At 43.0% G+C, this 18,963-nt stretch carries 10 protein-coding genes; 8 read left to right on the top strand and 2 right to left on the bottom strand.

What is annotated here, in order from left to right; genetic code table 11:
- Window positions 1–7: 7 nt before the first annotated feature.
- On the bottom strand, window positions 8–217 hold the full coding sequence (locus tag BUC20_RS13080) for a hypothetical protein (protein ID WP_143166781.1): 210 nt from the start codon (window positions 215–217) through the stop codon (window positions 8–10).
- 184 nt (window positions 218–401) lie between these two features.
- Complete coding sequence (locus tag BUC20_RS13085) at window positions 402–2,924, bottom strand: beta-L-arabinofuranosidase domain-containing protein (RefSeq protein ID WP_073231453.1); 2,523 nt, start codon at window positions 2,922–2,924, stop codon at window positions 402–404.
- A 213-nt stretch (window positions 2,925–3,137) separates the two neighbouring features.
- Between BUC20_RS13085 and BUC20_RS13090 the strand changes: the two genes are divergently transcribed.
- The 8 genes from BUC20_RS13090 to BUC20_RS13125 all read left to right on the top strand — a co-directional run bounded on the left by BUC20_RS13090 (window position 3,138) and on the right by BUC20_RS13125 (window position 18,950).
- A complete protein-coding gene (locus BUC20_RS13090) occupies window positions 3,138–4,970 on the top strand; it encodes a glycoside hydrolase family 2 protein (RefSeq protein WP_073231454.1) in 1,833 nt (610 codons plus the stop codon).
- A 35-nt stretch (window positions 4,971–5,005) separates the two neighbouring features.
- Complete coding sequence (locus BUC20_RS13095) at window positions 5,006–7,468, top strand: glutaminase family protein (RefSeq protein WP_073231455.1); 2,463 nt, start codon at window positions 5,006–5,008, stop codon at window positions 7,466–7,468.
- Window positions 7,468–8,649, top strand: coding sequence for an aldose epimerase family protein (locus tag BUC20_RS13100; protein WP_073231456.1), 1,182 nt, complete (start codon window positions 7,468–7,470; stop codon window positions 8,647–8,649). Before BUC20_RS13095 ends, BUC20_RS13100 begins: the two co-directional genes overlap by 1 nt.
- 27 nt (window positions 8,650–8,676) lie before the next feature.
- On the top strand, window positions 8,677–11,256 hold the full coding sequence (locus BUC20_RS13105; RefSeq protein ID WP_073231823.1) for a glutaminase family protein: 2,580 nt from the start codon (window positions 8,677–8,679) through the stop codon (window positions 11,254–11,256).
- A 323-nt stretch (window positions 11,257–11,579) separates the two neighbouring features.
- Window positions 11,580–12,905, top strand: coding sequence for an IPT/TIG domain-containing protein (locus tag BUC20_RS13110; RefSeq protein ID WP_073231457.1), 1,326 nt, complete (start codon window positions 11,580–11,582; stop codon window positions 12,903–12,905).
- 18 nt (window positions 12,906–12,923) lie between these two features.
- Window positions 12,924–15,992: a SusC/RagA family TonB-linked outer membrane protein gene (locus tag BUC20_RS13115; protein ID WP_073231458.1), complete on the top strand. Its 3,069-nt coding sequence runs from the start codon at window positions 12,924–12,926 to the stop codon at window positions 15,990–15,992.
- A 3-nt stretch (window positions 15,993–15,995) separates the two neighbouring features.
- Window positions 15,996–17,972: a RagB/SusD family nutrient uptake outer membrane protein gene (locus BUC20_RS13120; protein ID WP_073231459.1), complete on the top strand. Its 1,977-nt coding sequence runs from the start codon at window positions 15,996–15,998 to the stop codon at window positions 17,970–17,972.
- Window positions 17,973–17,978: 6 nt separating this feature from the next.
- Window positions 17,979–18,950 carry a DUF4973 domain-containing protein gene (locus tag BUC20_RS13125; protein ID WP_073231460.1) on the top strand — a complete coding sequence of 324 codons (972 nt, stop codon included), beginning with the start codon at window positions 17,979–17,981 and terminating at the stop codon, window positions 18,948–18,950.
- Window positions 18,951–18,963: the final 13 nt, after the last annotated feature.

Consider the following 18,963-nt stretch of genomic DNA (forward strand, 5'->3'; position numbering starts at 1 on the left):
TAACGTTTTACCCTCGAATTTTATACCCGGGAATGATTAAAGGTTGGACAATCTCCAGATTTTCAGCCATTCCTTTAAACTTGTTTTCTTTAGCTGTTGAAGACCAGACTCTTTTAGATCTGGACATGAGTCTGCCGTTTGCGACAGAACGTGCCACATCAGCCGATAATTCTACGGTTCCGGTAAATCTAATTTGTTTCTGAAAAGACTTATTCATAGTTGATGTTGCTAAGTTATTATAGATCATTGCCAAGCAATCTTAAATATAATTTATTGAAAAAAGCGATGAATTGTGAGTTTAATTTCTTTGGAGTAAATTCGTCTGCTTGTTGAAAAATACATATAAAAATTTAGGTCAGGCCTACCACTCCTATATGCAGAAGAAGTTATAGGCCTGCTACTTATTTGAGTGCTTCGACCTGTAAATTATCAATACTTGCCAGCGCATCGTAAGCCCTTACACCAATCGCCCCACTTCTAAACTCCTCATCAGTAACAGAAAATATCGGTTTTACTTCGTTATTGAAATACACTTTGATTTCTGCACCTTTAGCCACTATCTTAATCTGATAAGCTTTACCAATTTCCAGTTTTTGTTTCGCTATGGCCAGCACCACCCATTTCTGTTTTGACGATTTGCCCAATTGGATCTGACCAGAATCTGCATTGATACCCAAATAGTAACCATTATAGGCCTCAGCTCCGATCACATGATTCGTCACCCTAAACATCAACCCTGCATCACCTTTCGTGTTCAGCTGCACGGTTGCCTCATAACTCAGGTCCTCAAAAAACGTATTGGCTGCAATGGCTTTAGATCCATGTATGCCATGTCCCCAGGAACCTTTATTAGATGCCGAATGGATGGACCCATCTTTAATAAACCAGCTGCCACCATATAATAGCCAGTCTTTAAGTGTTGCCCGACTGAAATCTTCCTTAAATGTTTTTCCTGTATTTTCCGGTATTCCAATTACCGGGAAATTACTGATTCTGATATTTTCTGATCCGAATGGCGTAAGTATAATTTCCTCTGTCTGTTCTGATGAAGCTACCGGACTTCGCGGTACTTCAAGTGCGTGCATCTTGTTATAAGCCATAGTCCAGACAGGTATTTTTTTTGCGGTTACACTTAACTTTACAGGGGTGCTGGCTTGTATAAACGGGTTTTCCGGCATGGCACTACGTTGAACTTTAATCGTTTCACTGAGATCCCTGCCATTTAAAACCAATCCATAATTCCAGGGGGAAGAAGAAGAAACTTCATAGTCGAAAAAGCCACTAACGGGATGCTTTTTGCTGATGCTGTACCTGGCGTCCATCTTAAGTCCGTATACAATTGGCCCACGCTCTATTGTTACCGAATTGTTGACCTGATTGCTGAGTTTTACCTCCATAGGAAAGCGGATGAAAACCTCGTCATTGCTACTCCATACCCTGTTAATGGAATAAATCTGCCCGGTTTTAACACCTGATAATGTTTTGCCGTTAACAGAAACCTGAGGGCTTTTGCACCATTCCGGAATGCGCAGCTTTATAGGAAAGGCAACTGTCTTTTCTAACATCACCTTAATCCGGATCTCTTCTTCGAATGGATAATTGGTCATCACTTGCAGTTTCACAGGAATGCCATCCCCCACAAAAGCATTGACCTCAACGGGAGCATAAGCAACTACTGCCAGACCTTTGTCCGGAGTAGCTGCCCAACTGTTTTTAACAAAATAAGGCCATCCCATATGCATATTATACCTGCAGCAACCCATTCCTGAGTATGGACTTAAAAGTAAGCCATTGTCATAATCTTCATCAAAACCCGAATTGCCATGTTTGCACAGTACCTGATTTGGTTGTGTATAATATAAATGGGACTTGATGTCTCTGCTAAACTGCGCAGGTAAGGTATTAAAAGCAATTTTTTCAAGTCGGTCTCCGGATTTAACATCATGGATGATCCTTGCTGCGGTTTCCAGGCTTTGCATCCATTCCACTACCGTACAGGTTTCAGTTCCCTGAAAAGAACTCTTCCCGGCAAGAAACTCGGTGCCTGAGGCAATTCCGGTTGACTGCCCATGGTCTCTCATCAGATGGTCAATTCCTTTCTGACTCGCATCCCGGTAAAACGCAGTGTTGTTCAGTTGTGAATACAGGACAGGGAACTTAAGCGCCTGTCCCACATTCACACTGTGTTTGGTATGGAAATCATCTCCATAATGGTAAAATTGATTGCCGGTAAAAATAGCTGCCCAGGGGTAGGCTTGTAATTTTAATTTTTCTGCCAGTTGTAAGAGTGATTTTTCTCCGGTCCGGTTATACAACCACAATACGATTTCTATATTGTCTGCAGTTCTGGATTTGCCCCATTCATATAAAGGTTTTTTATCCAGGTTGTCCAGCTGATATTTGAAATACTTTGTGAAAAAGCCAATCACACGTTTATCGCCTGTAGCTTCATAATAGCTTTGTATGGCATACATCATTGGCATTCTTGGCCACCATTCGTTCATTTTAACCGGACCGAAAGAACCATCAGGCCGTTGGTGATCCAAAGTCCAGTTGATCCATTTTTCTGATTTTGCAATCAGGCCGGCATCTCCCAATGTGTAGGCAAGTGCAACAAGACCTTTTACATAATAGGGTACACGCTCCCAACTTTCGCCAGTGCCGCCCAGCCAGTCAGAATCAGCGCCGAGGTTATTCTTTTCCGGATAAAGTGCCTCCGCATTTCCTGTAGCGCCATCTTTTTGCAGTTCAAGCTGCTTCAGTAACCATCCTTTAGCTTTGATGCTACCCAATGGAAGTTGTACGTATGCCGCTGTATTTAATGGGCTCCGGTTAAATACATATGTTCTGCCGGGTTCATTCTGGGCAAATAACAGTGATGGAATTATAGTCAGCGCCAAAATCATAGATTTCCTGAAGTTCATAATTTTATAAATGGTTTCTTGTGTGTATGTGTTTGTTAAACAAGGTTATTATAAAATGTCCAATCTGCTGTTATGGAAGAAGAGATTGATACGAAATGAAGAAATTATGATACAAAACTATAGAATAACCTAAAACTAAAAATCCAATATTTGGTTTTGTTCAAACAAGACGATCCTGATTGTTTTGCAGACCTAACCAAATATTGTATAATTATGAATAAATGGCTCTCTGGTGCACTGGTTTTTGTGCTCAGCTACTCCACATTAAATGCGCAGCAGAAAAATTGGGCGCTGATTAAAAATCGAATTGTAACTCCATGGGCAGAAAAGGTCAATCCTGAATCTCTATTGCCAGATTATCCCCGTCCACAACTGGTACGCTCACAAAACTGGAAAAATCTCAATGGATTGTGGAGCTATGCGATTACCCCTAAAACCCAAAATGATCCTGTTAAATACCAGGGGAACATCCTTGTGCCCTTTGCAGTAGAGTCAGCACTTTCCGGTGTAGGTAAAACCGTAGGCAAAGACAGTGTATTATGGTATAAAAACAACATTACCATTCCTGCTGCCATGAAGAATCAGGAAGTATTGTTGCATTTTGGTGCGGTAGACTGGCAGGCAGAAATCTTTGTGAACGGTAAAAGTGCCGGTCAGCATCAGGGAGGTTTTGATCCTTTTACTTTTAACATCACCAGCCTGCTCAAAAAAGGAGGGGCACAGGAAATCAAAGTCCGCGTATGGGATCCTACAGACGAAGGGCCACAACCCAGAGGTAAACAGGTCAGGAAACCGGAAGGGATCTGGTATACCCCGGTTACCGGGATCTGGCAAACCGTCTGGCTGGAAAGTGTTCCAAAAACACATATCATCTCTACTCAGCAAACCCCGGATATCGATGCGAAAACACTTTCAGTAAACGTAAATGTTGAATCTGCCCAAGCGGGCGATCAACTAAGAATCACCGCATTTGATGGTAAAAGTCAGGTTGCTCAAAAAGAAGCTGCTGTAAATGATCGGGTTTCTTTAGCCATAGAAAACCCAAAATTATGGTCCACAAAAACACCCTTCTTATATGATCTTAAAATTGAATTGTTGCGCAAAGGAAAGGTAATTGATCAGGCTGGTAGTTATTTCGCCATGCGTAAATCATCCATGGCTAAGGATCAGAATGGCATCCAGAGAATGTTGATCAACAATGAGTTTGTCTTTCAATACGGTCCTTTAGATCAGGGCTGGTGGCCGGATGGTTTATATACAGCACCGACAGAAGAAGCGATGATCTTTGACATCCTAAAGACCAAAGAAATGGGCTTCAACATGATCCGGAAACACATTAAAGTAGAGCCGGCAAGATGGTATTACGAATGCGATAAATTAGGGATGCTGGTATGGCAGGATATGCCCAGCGGCGATCTCGGCAACCACTGGGAACCCAATCTGGGGACCATGGGAGGAACCGATAAAAACCGTACTCCGGAATCAGAAGCAATGTACCGCAAAGAATGGAGCAAAATCATGGACGATCTTCATAATTTCCCTTCCATTGTAGTCTGGACTCCATTCAACGAAGCCTGGGGACAATTCAAAACCAAAGAAATTGCAGAATGGACTAAAACAAAAGATCCTTCCCGATTGGTAAACAGTGCAAGTGGTGGCAATCACGTCATCACCGGAGATATCGTGGATCTACACCATTATCCGGACCCAAAAATGCCGAGACCAGATCTTTTTGGCCCTACACATGCGATTGTTCTGGGAGAATTTGGCGGATTAGGCCTTCCGGTACCGGGCCATACCTGGAAAGAAAAAGACAATTGGGGATACCAGTCGTTCAAAACCGCCAATGAGCTTTTTGATAAATACGATTCATTTATCCGAAGCATCGAGGGGCTGATCAAAAAGGGATTGTCTGCAGCTGTCTATACTCAAACAACCGATGTGGAGCAGGAAACAAATGGCCTGATGACCTACGACAGGATCTTGAAACTACCTGAAGCAAAAATCAAAACAGCGAACGACAGATTGTACCTCATCACTCCCTGATTTATAAGCTAAACACACAAACGCTAAACACACATATGAAACAACTATTGATTACTTTAGGTTTATCGGCTATGTTGTGGGATGCTTCCGCTCAGGAACGCATTGCCCCATCATATCCCTTAATTACGCACGATCCTTATTTTAGCATCTGGTCTGCCACAGATCAGCTGAACAATTCTGTCACCAAACACTGGACAGGTGCAGAACAATCCCTAACTGGCATCATCAAAGTGGATGGAATCCCTTACAGCTTTTTAGGGGGGACCTCAAAACCTTATACCAATGTGCTTCCTACATCAGATGATGAGGAGTACCAGTTCAGCTACACGGAATCTGCACCGGAAGCAAATTGGAACAGTATCGACTTTAAAGAATCCGGCTGGAAATCTGGCAGGGCTCCTTTCGGTGATGTGGTCAACGGTGCAGGCACAGCATGGACTTCAAAAGATCTTTGGGTTAGGAGAACCTTTGAACTAAGCAACCCTGCACTTAAAGACCTTACCTTAAAGCTGAACCACGATGATAATATTGAGGTTTTCCTGAATGGCGATCAGGTATATAGTTTTATCGGATGGACAAGCAATCGTTTTTCTTTTATCCCCCTGAAAGATGCCGTATTGAAAAATCTTAAAAAAGGTAAAAATGTACTCGCCATTCACATCAAAAATACGGCTGCCGGCGGATGGCTGGATGCCGGGCTGATCTCCAGCGCTGCTCCTGTTAAGCAGTTGGCAAAGGCGCAACAAAAGCGCGTTGAGATAAAGGCCACTCAAACGATCTATGAGTTCAAAGCAGGAGGGATAGACCTTTCCTTAACCTTTACTTCTCCCTTATTGATGGATGATTTGAATCTGATCTCCAGGCCAATTTCTTACCTGACCTATCGTGTAAAATCCAGCGACAGGAAACAACATCAGGTAGAAGTTCTTTTTAATGCTTCAACAAATATTGCGGTCAACACCACCGGACAACGTGTGAACGTAGAAAAGGCAAATGCCAAAGGTCTGGCTGTGCTGAAAGCCGGAACTGTGGATCAGCAGATCATGAAAAAATCCGGTGACGACCTCAGGATAGACTGGGGGTACTTATATGTAGCTGCCCCATCCGGAGCTTCCACAACTCAATATGTTGTCCCCTTAAAAAATGCGGTTAATGATTTTGTGAAGCCCAATAAAATGGCACGTCAGACTTCGGCCACAGGGACTAAGCTGTCGTTAAGTACAGTCTTTTCTTTCGGGAAGGTTGGAACTACAGCAAAGCAACAATACCTGATGCTTGGATATGACGACCTGGAGTCGGTTCAGTATTTCGGAAAAAACCTGAAAGCATATTGGAATACCAATGGAAATAAATCTTTTGAAAATGAATTGATCAATGCAGCAGCAAGCTATAAAGACCTCATCAAAAGATGTGAGGCTTTTGACGTAGCGATGTATAAAAAAGCTTTGGGAGCCGGAGGCGAGAAATACGCGAAGCTTTGCGTCCTTGCTTACAGACAAGCCATCTCAGCGCATAAACTTGTGAAAAGCCCGGAGGGCGATTTGCTCTTCCTTTCCAAAGAAAACTTTAGTAACGGATCTATCAATACAGTAGATGTTACTTATCCTTCTGCACCCTTGTTTCTTGCCTATAACCCCGACTTGCTGAAAGGTATGCTAAACGGGATCTTCTATTATAGTGAAAGCGGGCGATGGAAAAAACCTTTTGCTGCCCATGATCTGGGTACATATCCTTTGGCAAACGGACAAACTTATGGTGAGGATATGCCTGTTGAAGAGTCCGGGAACATGATCATCTTAACAGCTGCTATTGCTAAGGTAGAAGGAAACGCCGAATATGCGAAAAAGCACTGGGAAACACTAAGCATCTGGGCAGATTATCTGAGCAAAGAGGGCTTTGATCCTGCCAACCAACTCTGCACGGACGATTTTGCCGGCCACCTTGCGCGTAATACCAATTTATCGGTTAAAGCAATCGTTGCCTTAGGCAGCTATGGCATGCTTGCCGAAAAATTAGGCAAAATGGAAATCGCGGAAAAGTATAAAAATATGGCAAAGGAAATGGCGCAAAAATGGATTCAGATGGCGGATGCCGGAGATCATTTCGCACTAACCTTCGATCACAAAGACACCTGGAGCCAGAAATATAACCTGGTATGGGATAAAGTCCTGAACCTGGATATTTTTCCAAAAGAGGTCTATCAAAAAGAAATTAAATTTTACCTGAATAAACAAAATGCATTTGGCTTGCCTTTAGATAGTCGCCGGACTTATACCAAATCAGACTGGATCATCTGGACCGCAACACTTACCGATAACCGTGCTGATTTTGATAAACTGGTAAACCCGGTATACAAATTCGCTCTTGAAACACAGGATAGAGTTCCGCTGAGCGACTGGCATGAAACAACCAATGGAAAACAATCCGGCTTCCAGGCACGTAGTGTAGTAGGGGGATACTCCATAAAATTATTGGATCACATGTTAAATAAAAGGTAATGAAAGCATATTTAAAACAAAGCATTCCAGGTTTAGCTATAGGAACGCTGCTCCTGGTAGCTTCCTGTAATTCGACTACACAAAAATCTACAACAAATTCTGCTCAGGATCAAAGTATTTCAGATACCAGCAGCATTTCCGCTAAGGCTTTTGAAAAAGAGATCGACGGTAAACCGGTAAGACTGTTCAGCCTTAAAAATACATCCGGTTCAAAAGCGCTGATCACCAATTTTGGTGGTCGGCTGGTCGGACTATTTGTCCCGGATGCAGCAGGTAAACTGGTGGATGTTGTGGCGGGATTTGACCATATTGAAGGATACCAGAAATCTACTGAACCTTATTTTGGTGCAACGATCGGTCGCTACGGAAACCGCATTGCTAAAGGACGCTTTACCTTAGATGGTAAAGCTTACAAAATTTTCACTAACAATGGTGTGAATACCCTGCATGGCGGAAAAAAAGGATACCAGGATGTCGTTTGGGATGCCACACAGCTGGATGGCCAGACTTTAGAATTACGTTATCTATCAAAAGACATGGAAGAAGGTTTCCCCGGAAACCTGAGCATTACGGTCACTTATACCTTAACTGATGATAATGCCCTGAAAATCACTTACAAAGCTACCACAGACAAAAATACGGTTGTAAATCTGACAAATCATGCTTTTTTTAACCTCAATGGATCACAAAGCGGAAGTATTTTAAATCATTTAGTGAAGATCAATGCTGATAAATACACTCCTGTAGATTCTACATTAATACCATCAGGTAAACTGGAAGAGGTTAAGGATACGCCATTCGATTTTACGCATGCTAAAACAATAGGCAAAGATATCGAAGTTAAAAACCCACAACTTCAGAACGGTAAAGGATATGACCATAATTTCGTGTTAAATGCGCACGATATTAATGATGCCATCGCGATCGTTACCGGCGATAAAACGGGAATTGTGATGAGCGTTTATACTGATCAGCCTGGTCTGCAGTTTTACAGTGGAAACTTTATGCAGAGCAAAAACACGATGAAAGGAAATCATAAAGATGATTTCAGAACGGCATTTGCTTTAGAAACGCAACATTTCCCTGATAGTCCAAATCAGCCGTCTTTCCCAAGTACCGTGTTAAAAAAAGGGGAGTCTTATCAAAGCCAGTCCATTTATAAATTTTCAGTAGCCAAATAACAATTGAAAAGATTCCCTAAATATATCATCCCTCAGATTTTAACAGGTATTGTTGTAGGCTTTACCTTGCTATCTGCTCAGGCACAGCAAAGTAAAGCCCCCTCATATCCATTAATCACACATGATCCTTACTTCAGCATCTGGTCAAATACAGATCAGCTGAACCAATCGGCAACTACACACTGGACGGGTGCCGAACAGGCACTTAACGGATTAATCCAGGTAGATGGAAAAACCTATCGTTTCATGGGTCATTCCGAGAAAGTTTACCAATCGATATTACCCGCTGCCGATGAAAAGGCCTATCGGTTCAGTTTTACTGAAACGGCTCCCAAAAAAGAATGGAATGAGCTTAATTTTGATGCTTCCGCATGGAAATCAGGCGCTGCGCCTTTTGGGGATCTCTGGGCTCAGGCCGGTACAGAATGGAAAAGCAGCAAGCTCTGGGCAATTAGAAGTTTTCAGCTTAACGACCGGATTCCGGAGGTTGTATACCTTAAAATCAATCATGATGATCAGGTTGAGGTGTATTTAAACGGCCTGCAGATTTTAAGTAAAAAAGGGTTTACAGCAGGTAAATACCTATATGTCCCAATAAAAGGAGCAGCCTTGAAAAGCCTGAAAAAAGGAAACAATGTATTGGCCATTTATATCCAAAATACTGGTGGTGGACAGTGGCTCGATGCAGGACTGGTTACAGATGATCCGGTAAATAACAAGAAAATAATCCTGGCAGAACAGACCAACCGGATGATAAAAGCAACTCAGACCACTTATTCATTTAAATGCGGGGGTATTGATTTAACGCTTGATTTTACTTCTCCCTTGTTAATGAATGATTTGGAACTCATCTCCAGACCAGTATCATACCTTACTTACCGGGTTAAATCAAATGACCGGAAGAAACATCAGGTTAAAGTTCTTTTTAGTGCATCAACAGATATCGCGGTGAATACCTCTACTCAGGAAATTGAAGCAGAGCAGGTAAATGTTCCAGGGCTATCCGTGTTAAAAGCCGGAACAACTGCCCAGCCCGTATTGCAAAAGAGTGGAGATAATGTGCGCATAGATTGGGGATATGTACATGTAGCAGTGCCACAATCACAAAAAAGTTCGCAGTTTATTGCTAAAGGTACGGCCAGTCCCGCGTTGTTCCAATCGGGGAGTAATGGTCTGAACACCGGCAAAGCCAGCGGAATAAATCAGGCTAAAGAATTAAATCAAGCTACAGGAAATCAAACTGCAGGATTAAATAAAACTCAAGGAATAAATAACGTTAAAGGAACAAAGTATGCCCTGAATACCGTATTGGACTTTGGACAGGTGGGCCAGGCCACAAAACAACAGTTTGTAATGCTGGCTTATGAGGATCTGGAATCTGTTCAATATTTTGGTAAAAACCTGAAAGCCTGGTGGACCAATGATGGTACAAGAACCTTTAATTCCTTACTTCAGCAATCTGCAGAGGAATATCCACAGATCATAGAAAAATGTAATGCTTTTGATCGCCAGATGTATGCGGCTGCGGTACAATCCGGAGGAGAGAAATACGCAGGTTTGTGTGTCATTGCCTACAGACAGGCCATTTCTGCCCATAAGTTAGTGAAGAGCCCAAAAGGAGAATTGCTGTTCATGTCAAAAGAAAACTATAGCAACGGCTCTATCTATACCGTAGACATTACCTACCCATCTGCTCCTTTGTTTCTGGCCTATAACCCGGAACTGGTGAAAGGTTTGTTGAACGGAATGTTCGAATATAGTGAAAGTGGAAGATGGAAAAAACCATATCCTGCCCATGATTTGGGAACCTATCCTTTAGCAAACGGGCAGACTTATGGGGAAGATATGCCGGTAGAGGAATCCGGAAATATGATCATCATTACTGCAGCAACGGTAAAAGCGGAAGGCAATCCGGCCTATGCAAGAAAACATTGGTCTGCCTTAAGCACCTGGGCCGGGTATCTGAGTAAAGAAGGATTTGATCCGGGAAATCAGCTGTGTACCGATGATTTTGCCGGCCACCTGAATAGAAATGCAAACTTATCGGTTAAAGCGATTGTCGCCCTTGGCGCTTATGGCTGGATGGCTCAGGAACTTGGCGAAACAGATACCGCTGCAAAGTATACCAATATGGCCAAAGAAATGGCTAAGAAATGGATGGAACTGGCAGATGATGGAGATCACTATAGCCTGGCTTTTGGCCAGAAAGGAACCTGGAGCCAGAAGTATAATTTAGTATGGGATAAATTACTAAATCTTGAACTGTTTACTAAAACGGTTTATGAGAAAGAGCTAAAGTATTACTTAGGTAAACAGAACAAGTATGGCTTACCCCTGGATAGCCGTAAATCTTATACCAAATCCGATTGGGTACTTTGGACATCGGTGCTGACCAGCAACCGTTCAGATTTTGAGGCTTTTATAGACCCGATTTATTTATATGCGATAGAAACACCTTCCCGTTCCCCAATCAGCGACTGGCATGAAACAAAAGATGCCGTTCGTCAGAATTTTACTGCAAGGAGTGTGGTAGGCGGATATTTTATAAAACTATTGGAAAGTAAATGGAGCAGGAGCAAAGAAGGAAATAGTAATACAAAGAAGTAGCCTTGAAAGGCTACACCATTCATATTGTTTAGATGAAGTTGTGAGTGACAAATAGATGATGTTGTGCGTGAGAAAATTAAGTTGAATTCAAAAGAATAACCAAATATTTTAAACCAAAGCAAACCATGAACAACAACACTGATTTCGGAAACTCAACTTAGCAGGTTAACCCTGTGTTAACCCGCGCAAAAAAAAAAACTTCTGTGCGGTTTTATGAACGATTTAACAGATGATCTTTTCAGGTTGTCAGGACTTGTATTGCACAAATTCTGACCAGAAGGAGCGATCATTTAACGAGCCAGTTATTAACCAAATAAACAAATATGAATAAAATTTTTACGCTGCTAAAAGTGCATATCAGGATATGCCTTTTTTTTCTTGCACTCCTCTTTTTCCTTTGGGGATGCAAGAAAGAAAGTGGACCAGCCAAACAGGTTCACGATCCAAATCAACCCATTGAATTGAGGGGCTTTCTTCCGGACAGCGGAGGCGTGGGCACACAAATGGTCATCGAAGGAAACAATTTCGGAACCGATACCTCGATGATTAAAGTATTCATCAATAACAAACGGGCAGCACTTGTTGGTGCCAATGGCTCTACTTTATATGTACTGGTTCCTTCCCGTGCCAACAATGGTCTGGTAAAAGTACAGGTGGGCAAGGGAGATCAGGTAAAAGAGATCATTTCAAAGAATGGATTCAGGTACATTTTCCGGCCGGCAGTAAGCTCCCTGGCAGGCTTTAAAGATAAGGATGGAAAAACCGCGATCGTAGACGGACCTTTTGAAAAAGCCCAGTTTGAGGAACCTTACTGGATGACTTTTGATCAAAATAAAAATATCTATTTGCTGGAGCAACGAAGGGGATTACGCTTCATCGATATGGCAAAAAGAGAGGTAAAAACCCTGTTCAGGACGGGAAAAGGCATGGACAGACCCAGAACACTTTCCTTTAGTCCAAGTTGGGACGTCTTATATGTGACCAATGACCAATGGGACGAAAGAGGGCTGAGCACCGCAACGCTGACACCTGCTTCAGGTTTTAAGGAATGGAATTCCCTGATCTATAACAAAACCACCAACGGTGGAGCTGCACACCCGCAAACCGGAGATTATTTTTACAACAGTTATGTAAAAGGGGAAGTGTTTAAATGGAACAAAGAAGGTAATTCTTCGGAGTTATTGTTCCGGGTGGACGACAATGACTGGGAGTTCAACATCCAGTTTGCACCAAGCGGAGATTTCGCTTATATCGTAGTGGTTAACCGACATTACATTCTGAAATCAAGATATAACCGTCAGACCAGAAAACTGGAAGCTCCGGTACATTTCGTTGGGGGCAGAGGGGGAGCCGGGCACAATGACGGTGTAGGTACCGATGCCAGATTCAAGGAACCACATCAGGGTGCATTCGACGAAAATGACAATTTCTATATAGCAGATATATCCAATCATTGTATCCGCAAAATAACCCCGGAGGGTGTCGTCAGCACCTTTGCAGGCAGACCCGGTAGTCCGGGGTATGCCGATGGAGGACTTAGAGATGCCCAGTTTAATCAACCTTCTGGAATCGTCTATGACCCGGCAACAGGTACTTTCTATGTTGCCGATCTGGGGAACAGTCGCATTCGTGCCATTTCTATCGAATAACCTAAAAACGCCTTAAAAATGAAACTATATTATATCACATTACTTCTGCTATTCTGCAGCACAATGACTTATGCGCAGGGAGAGATTGAGGTAACAGGAACTGTAAGAGATATTAATAATAAACCGATCCCGGGAGTAACCGTAGTGGTAAAAGACCGTCCCGGGTTGGGAACGATGACTACTGAAACCGGAAAATATAAAATCAAAACGGGGATGTACAGCACCCTGATTTTTTCTTACCTGGGATTTGAAAAGCAAGAGGTTCAGGTTGCCGGAAAAACCATTGTTTCTATTCTGATGAAGGAAAGTGAAGCAAATGTGCTCACAGATGTAGTGGTAACCGGAACAGGGATCCAGAAAAAGATAACCGTAACCGGAGCCATTACGACGGTCAACGTGAAAGACCTGCGTACCCCAACAGGAAACATCACCAATGCATTGGCCGGAAATGTGGCTGGTGTGATTGCCATGCAGGGTTCCGGAGAACCTGGAAACAATAAATCCGAATTCTGGATCCGCGGAATTTCAACTTTTGGAGCCAACACTGCGGCTCTGGTGTTAGTGGATGGATTTGAACGTGCATTTAATGAAATTAATGTCGAGGATATCGAATCGTTTTCCATTTTGAAGGATGCTTCGGCTACTGCAATTTATGGCTCAAAAGGGGCAAATGGGGTAGTCCTCATCACCACTAAAAAAGGACATGCGGGGAAAATTAATATCAATGGTAAATCAGAATTTGGTTACCTGACCCGCACCCGGACCCCGGAATTTGTGGATGGACCAACTTATGCAGCCCTGGCGAATGAGGCAAAGATCACACGTAATCAGGAACCATTATACACAGATATCGAACTGATGTTGTTTAAAAACGGGCTGGACCCTGATTTATATCCAAATGTAAACTGGCAGGACGTCATGCTGCGCGATGGAGCCAACACTTACCGCGCCTCGGTTACCCTGGATGGCGGGGGATCTACCGCTCGCTATTATGTGTCAGGAAGTCATTTCAACGAAGGAGGGATGTATAAATCAGACCAGTCACTGAAAGACTACAATACCAATGCGAATATGACCAGGTCAAATTATAGAGCGAATGTGGATATGGACATTACCAAAACCACTTTATTAAAACTGGGTGTTTCCGGATTTCTTGAAAAACAGAACTTTCCGGGACTCAATTCTGATATCTGGAAATCATTGATCGGTCAGTCTCCGGTATCCACACCGATTTTGTATTCCAACGGCCTGGTTCCTGCATTTGGTACCGGAGAGCGTACCAACCCCTGGGTTCTTGCTACACAAACAGGATACAGAGAATATTGGAAAAATAAAAATGAGATTAATGTTACACTTGAGCAAAAACTGGATTTTCTGACCAAAGGTTTGCAAACCTTTGTCCGTTTTGCCTACGATACCAATAACGAAAATAACATTAACCGGCTAAAATGGCCGGAGCAATATAATGTAGAACGCAGAAGGGATAGAGATGGCAACTTAATCATGAGACGGGTCTCGGCGGAAAGGCTGATGTTCCAGCAGTCGGAAGCCTCAGGAGAGCGAATCAACGTACTTGAAACGGATCTGGTCTATAATACGGTCATCAATGAAAGACACAATATAGGTGCATTGATCAAATACAACCAGCGCGAACAAAGAGAAACCTCTAATGTGGGTGAAGACATTATCAGGGGGATTGCCAGGCGTAATATGGGGGTGTCGGGACGCCTGGTTTATGGCTATAGGGACCGATATATGGCAGAATTTAACTTCGGTTATACTGGTTCGGAAAACTTTAAAGCAGGCCATCAGTTCGGATTCTTTCCGGCAATTTCTGCAGGCTGGAACATCTCTGAAGAAGCATTTCTAAAGAAAAATGTGAAATGGCTGGACTTGTTTAAAGTCCGTTATTCCTATGGAGAAGTTGGCAATGATAATTTTGGTAAAAATCGTTTTCCTTACCTGAGTGAAATTAAGGAAAGGCCCGGATACAATTTCGGTGAACCCATTAGCCCCAATATTTACAATGGTCTGTATTATTCGCAGGTCGCATCTGATCAACTGACATGGGAGGTGGCAAAGAAGCATAATTTGGGCATTGATATGAATGTTCTGGGGAACCTGTTCTCTTTCAGATTAGATGTATTTAAGGATACCCGGGAAAAAATATTCAAGCGAAGAGATCATCTGCCAGATATGGTCGGTGTGCCAAGCAGGCCCTGGGCAAACGTTGGAAAGATGGAGTCCAGAGGTTTTGACGGACAGTTTAATTTTAATAAACGCGTTAATCAGGTAGAATTCACATTACGTGGCAATGTTACCTACTCTAAAAATAAAGTGCTGGAATTTGATGAAGAGGCGAATAACTTACCCTATAGGATGACACAGGGATTTCGTTACGAACAAGCCAGGGGGCTCATTGACTTAGGCTTGTTTCAATCTTATGAAGAAATCAGAAACAGTCCTAAACAGATGTTTGGAGAATATATGCCGGGCGATGTCAAATACAAAGATGTGAACGGAGATGGAATCATCAACGATGATGATATCGTGCCCATCGGCGCCTCACGTGTTCCAAGTGTGATCTATGGCTTTGGTTTTTCTGTATTATGGAAAGGTTTTGACATCAACATTCATTTACAAGGTGCCGGAAGCTCGTCTTATTTTATAAACGGGCCAAGTGTTTATCCCTTCGTAAATGGTGGTTGGGGAAATGTGTTAACAGAGATCGGTAATTCTCAAAACCGCTGGATTTCGAAAGAAATCTCAGGAGATCCGGCAACAGAAAATCCCAATGCCAGGTACCCGAGACTGAGCTATGGTGGTAGTGGCAACAACTATAGGACCTCTACCTATTGGCTCAGAGACGGTGCTTACCTGCGTCTCAAAAATGTGGAACTGGGCTATACTTTGCCCTCGCGCCTGATGTCTTCCATTCATGTCAACAGGGCACGGGTATATGTGATGGGCTATAATCTTGCGGTCTGGGATAGCCTGAAAATCTGGGACCCGGAATTGGGTAGCGGCGATGGCATGAGATATCCAATCGCAAAATCAATCACCTTAGGACTAACTGTAAACTTCTAAAAGATGAAAAAATATATTTATATAGTAATGCTATCAGCTTTACTGCTTTCATTAGGGGCATGTAAAAAATACCTTAACACAGAGCACTATTTTAAAGAAGACCGTCTGAGTCTGGACAAAGTGTTCACCAGTAAAGTTTATTCCAATCAATGGCTTACCGATGTCTATACTAATCTTCGGGGATCAAATGCAGAAGTGGCAAGTAAGGGACTTACTCCCTTTAATTTCATATCTGATGATATGTTCTTTGGCGACCGGAGTAATAAATACAGGACCTTCAAAAACGGAGAATATACTGAGGGTGACGAGCAGGGGAGCTGGGGCTCCTGTTACGAAGGCATCCGTAATGCTTCGATTTTTATCCATAATATAGACCTTAATAAAGAAATGACTGCCAACGAAATAGCCGATACAAAAGCACAGGCACGTTTTCTGAGGGCTTATTATTACTGGTTACTCCTAAGAAAATACGGGCCGATCCCAATATTGCCTGATGAAGGGGAAGATTATACCAAAGGTTATCAGGAGATCGCAAGACCTAGAAATTCTTATGATGAATGTGTAGCTTTCATCACTGCTGAGTTTGCCGAGGCGGCAAAGCATCTCCCGCTATCCAATAGCAACCGGGAGAAAGGACGCGCATCCAGAGGCGCAGCGCTGGCAGCACGGGCTAAAGTATACCTTTTTGCTGCAAGTCCTTTGTTTAACGGGAATTCAGGGCTTGCAGGTCTGGTAGATCATGAGGGCAAACAGCTGGTGCCTCAGGAATATAAAAATGAAAAATGGGCCAGAGCAGCAGCAGCGGCAAAGGATGTCATCAATATGAACTTATACCGCCTTTACACTGCTCCTTTTAAAGCAGCAGATCAGGGACCGGGACAAGCCAAAACAATTGTACCTCCTTACAACGCAAAGTACTCGGATCAGCCTTTCCCGATGGGATGGAAAAACATTGATCCCTTTGAATCCTACAGGCAATTGTTCAATGGGGCTATTTCCTATTCAGAAAACCCGGAGCTGATTTTTTCCAGGGTTACAGAACAAAGCAGCGAAGGGATTGATCAAATGGTCCTGCATCAGATGCCTTTTTCTATGAAAGGATGGAATACCCATGGAATCACCCAGAAACAAGCCGATGCCTATTACATGAACGACGGAACCAATATCGCTACCTTTCCCCGCCGGCAAGGATATACCACTGATGCCAAATCTCATTTACCATTGCCTGCCAAAGTATCTTTACAGTATGCAGAGAGAGAACCACGTTTCTATGCTTCTGTTGCCTATAATGGAAGCATCTGGGAGAATATCAGCGCCTTAAGGCCAGAAGACCGGCACATCCAGATATTTTACTATAGAGATCATTCCAACGGGAAACAAGCTTCCTCTCCCGATTTCTACATCAGAACAGGTCTGGGAATCAAGAAATATTACAACCCTATAGATTCTTATATGGAGGGCGGTTTCATTGTACCAAAAGTAGAGCCTGCAATGCGCTACGCGGATATTTTATTGATTTATGCCGAAGCAATGAATGAACTAACCGGTACCTATTCCATCCCGGCTTATGATGGTAGCTCAACTATCACTGTCGGCAGAGATATTGCTGAAATGAGCAGATACCTCAGCGAGGTACGCATCCGGGGAGGAGTTCCTGATTTCGGCAACGAGATTTATGGAAGTCCTGATCTCTTGAGAAAAGCGATCAAAAGAGAACGCCAGATTGAATTGTTCGCAGAAGGACAACGGTATTTTGACCTCAGACGCTGGAAAGATGCACCGGTAGAAGAAGCTACTCCTGTAGTAGGTTGTAATATGAACATGACCGAAAGCCAGCGTGATTTATTTGACACTCCGGTTCCCATCCCTTCATTGCCCACCATTTTTGTGGATAAAATGTACCTGTGGCCGATTTCACATAGCGAGCTGAGAAAAAACAGAAAATTGACCCAAAATCCAGGCTGGACTACTTTTAACTAAAATTTTATGAAAAGAGGATATATATTGGCCATCATAGGCTGCATGCTCATCAGCTCCTGTAACAAGGAGTGGAAAGAGGAGTTATTCCGGAAATCGGTATCTTTCGTGAATAACGGAGTGGTAGAAGTCCACGTCAAATACGATGCTGCAGGTGGTTCGATCCCTGTTAAGGTCCCGATCATCGTGAGCGGATCCACAGAGAACAGTGGTGATGTAAGCGTCACGATAAATACGGATGTCGATACCCTGCAGAACCTGAACTTCGAGCGTTTCAGGTTGAGGAACGACTTGTACTTTAATGAACTTCCCAAAGAATACTATCAGTTCGGATCCATGAGTACCACGATTCCTGCCGGCAGCAATATGGGGTCATTTAATCTCAACCTAAAGCTCGCAGGACTGGATTTCAGCAACAAATACATTTTACCTGTTCAGATCATTTCCACCTCCTCATTGGCCATTGCTACCGGTCGTGGCTATAAAAAGTCACTAATGCGGATCGTTCCCTTTAATGATTATTCCGGAAAATATTCCGTTGCAGGGGAGGTCTGGGACAGAAACCGCCCTCAGAATGAGCAAAAACCGCTAACCGTCCCTTTCCGGAATGCCTATGTAGTAGATGAAAAAACCGTCTTTTTCTTTGCAGGGGTAACCGAAGAAGAAGCGCTTGATCGTCGCGATTATAAAATAAAGGCTTCATTCAACGCGGATGCTAAAACAGTTACACTGAGTTCCGAAAATCCGGCCATTAAATTTAGCCAGCAACGGGGTACTTTTACGGTAAAGAAAGAAAGGGATGGTGTGCTTCCGTATCTGGAGAGAACCTATACCACAGTTGTTCTGGAATATCAATACAGCGATATTTCCAATCCGGTATTTCCCATTGATTACCGCTTTGTTGGGTCGATGGTACTGGAAAGGAAAAGAAACACCCTCATTCCGGACGAAGACCAACAGGGAACGATCATTATACCTTAAATTTTAACCTCGA

It is taken from the genome of Pedobacter caeni, from assembly GCF_900129215.1.
Taxonomy (GTDB): domain Bacteria; phylum Bacteroidota; class Bacteroidia; order Sphingobacteriales; family Sphingobacteriaceae; genus Pedobacter; species Pedobacter caeni.